The 2,886-nt window shown below is 75.6% G+C and carries 1 protein-coding gene and 1 pseudogene; one reads left to right on the plus strand and one right to left on the minus strand.

Features of this window, described 5'->3' with window-relative positions; all coding sequences use genetic code 11:
- Positions 1-221: 221 nt before the first annotated feature.
- On the plus strand, positions 222-635 hold the full coding sequence (locus E1293_RS46030) for a phage holin family protein (protein ID WP_279473370.1): 414 nt from the start codon (positions 222-224) through the stop codon (positions 633-635).
- Here the strand turns inward: E1293_RS46030 and E1293_RS48340 are convergent.
- Positions 632-2,886, minus strand: a pseudogene (locus E1293_RS48340) (hypothetical protein); the annotation flags it as partial. The gene E1293_RS46030 and the pseudogene E1293_RS48340 sit on opposite strands and share 4 nt — an antisense overlap.

Here is a 2,886-nt window from a genome sequence, read left to right on the forward strand (position 1 = left end):
CCCCAGGAGCCCGCCCCCATGCCCCGCGAGCCCGCCGCGCAGGGCGTGCGCGTCGCCGGCGGACGGGCGCCGTCCCCCGGCCGCTCGCAGATCCCGGCCAGCTCGCCGTTCTTCGACCGTCCGGAGTAACCGCCGTAATACGCGGTGATGACGGGCACATCCGCACGGATCGTCACGCAGAGGGATGACGCGGACCGCCCCGCGCCTGCATGATCGGTGGCGTGCGAATACTTTTCAAGATCGGCATCACCGCGGTCGCCCTGTGGGTCGCCACGGTCCTGATCGACGGCATCGCCCTGGGCGACCAGTCGACGGGACGGCGGATCCTCACGCTCGTCGCGGTCGCCGTCATCTTCGGCCTGGTCAACGCCGTCATCAAGCCGATCATCAAGACCCTCGGCTGCGCCTTCTACGTCGTCACGCTCGGACTGATCGGGCTCGTCGTGAACGCGCTGCTGCTCTGGCTGACGAGCGAGCTGGCGGAGAGCTTCGACCTGCCGTTCCACGTCACCGGCTTCTGGCCCGCCTTCTGGGGCGCGATCGTGGTCGGCATCGTCGGCTGGCTGCTGCACCTCTTCGTCCCGGACGACGACGACAAGGACAAGGACAGGGACCGGCGCAGGGAACGACGCTAGGGCCGGTCGCGCACCAGGTCGGGGGCGGCGGTGGCGGCGCGCTCGAACGGGCTCTGCTCCAGGCGGCCGGACGGTTCGCCCGCGTACTCCCGGTAGCCGGGCGGACGTGAGCCGTCCGCCCCCAGCAGGAGCCAGGAGCGCGCGCGGACGGCGCCGATGAGGAACTCGCCGTCCGTCACCGCCCCCGCGCCCGCGACGATCAACGCGTCGAAGTCCTCGTCGCGGGCGGTCAGCCCGGCGCCCGCCGGCGTCCCGACGACCAGGTCGGCGGTGCGCAGCAGGACGTCGCCGCCGACCGCCCGTCCGCCCTCCATGTAGCCGGTGAGCTCCTCGATCCGCGCCATCGCGCGGCGCTGGTGCGCCGGGACGGCCTCCGGGTCGTCGCCGGGATCGGCGCCGCAGATCTCCAGGACGTTCTCCCGCGAGCGGGCCTCCGCCTGCGTCACCGTCTCCAGTTCGGCCTCCCGCGCGGACAGCTCCTGCGCGCCCTCCTCCTTGCGGCGCTCCAGCGCGGCCGCCGACTCCGCCGCGTCCGCCGCGGCCGTCTCGGCGTCCGCCCGAGCCCGTTCCGCCGCGGCTAGGGCCTCCTCGCGGGACGTCCGCGCAGCGTTCACCCGGTCGGCGATCACCTGGGCGGCCTGGTGCGCCGCACGCGCCTCCAGACCGGCCTCGGTGGCGCGCTCGACGGCCTCCGACGCCAGCCGCGCCTGCTCCTGGTGCTCGGCGCCCGCCTTCTCCCGCTCCGCCGCGAGCCAGGTCAGCTCGGTGCCGAGCCGCTCCTGGGCCTCCTTGGCCGCCTGCAGCCGTGCCCCGCCCTCCGACACGAACGACGCCAGCCCGCGCCGGACGCGTTCCGCGTGCTCCGCCTCGTCCTTGGCCTCGCGCGCCCGCTTCGCCGCCTCGTCCGCCTCCCGGGCGCGGGCCTTGACCTCGGCCCGCAGGGACTTCAGCTCCGACGGCGGGGACGCCACATGCAGCCGCTGCCCCAGCGACATCTTGCGGCGCGTCCCGGAGAGCGCCGACTCCGCCGAAACCAGCCGATAGTAGGCGGCATGCCCCTCGGCGGCGGCGTCCGCGTCCGCGGCCGTCAGCCGGTGCGCCTCCTCCGCCGCACTGGGCAGCGCCCCACGCGCCCGCTCCAGTTCATCGGTGAGGGACGCCTCCGCCTGGCGCGCCCCGTGCAACTCCGACTGCGCCGTCTTGGCGCGCTCGTCCATCTGGACGCACCGCGCGTAGGAGGCATCGGCCGTCCGCGTCGCGGCGTTCGCCTTCGCGCCCGCCTCGTCCGCGGCGCGCTGCAACCGCTCCGCCTCTTCACGCGGCCCGGCCAGCTCCGCCTCGGCCTCCTCCTGGACGCCGACGAGCCGTTCGGCCTCGGCCTCCGCCGTGCCGGCGGCCTCCTCGGCGGCCGCCGCCGCGTCCCGGGCGTCCTCGATCGCCGAGGCCAGCCCGGCCTGCTCGGCCTCCAACTGCTCCCGCCGCCGCAGATTCTCCGCCTGGACGGCCTGGAGCGCCGCCGCGTCCCGAGGCCACTGCTCCAGCCACATCAGGCCGCGCTGCAGCAGCCGCGCCTCCGTCCGCCACGACAGCCGCCACGCCTCCCCGACCGGCCGGAGCGCCGCCGACCGCACCCGCGCCTCCGGCGCCGACGGCCCCTCCTCCGGCTCCACGGGCTCCGCGGCCGGCTCCACGGCCGGCGGTGTGGGCAGCGGTTCGGCCCTGGTCACGGCGGCCGGCGCGTCCGTCAGGGGCTTGAACTCGACCGTCCCGCCGGACCCTCGCTCCCGCACCGGCGGAGGCTCCTCCTCGACCGGGGGCTCGTCCTCGACGGGCGGCAGTGCCTGCGTCCGCACCGACGGCGCCTCCGCCGTCGCGGGCCGCGTCTCGATCAGCAGCGAGAAGACCTCCGGGTCGCCCTCCATGCTCCGCAGCAGCTCGGCGGCCCTTTCCGGGGTCGGCGCGATCAGCAGGGCCCGTCCGTCCGCCGCGGTGAGCTCCTTGACCGCCTCCCGGACGGCCTGCGCCTCGTCCTCTTCACTCACCTGGACGAGCCGCACCTCGTCGGTGCCTTCCAGCGAACCGGGCGCGACGAGGAACCGGGCGAGAACCTCCCATCCCCCCGCGACCCTCTCGTCCCGCAACGCCCGCAGGGCGGCGATGTGCGGCGCCCACCCCACCGGCGGCGCTTCCACGGGCACCTCCCGCAGCCGCGCGTCGATCGCCTCGTAGAACTCGCTCAACGGCCCATAGA

This window comes from Actinomadura darangshiensis (assembly GCF_004349235.1).
Classification (GTDB): domain Bacteria; phylum Actinomycetota; class Actinomycetes; order Streptosporangiales; family Streptosporangiaceae; genus Spirillospora; species Spirillospora darangshiensis.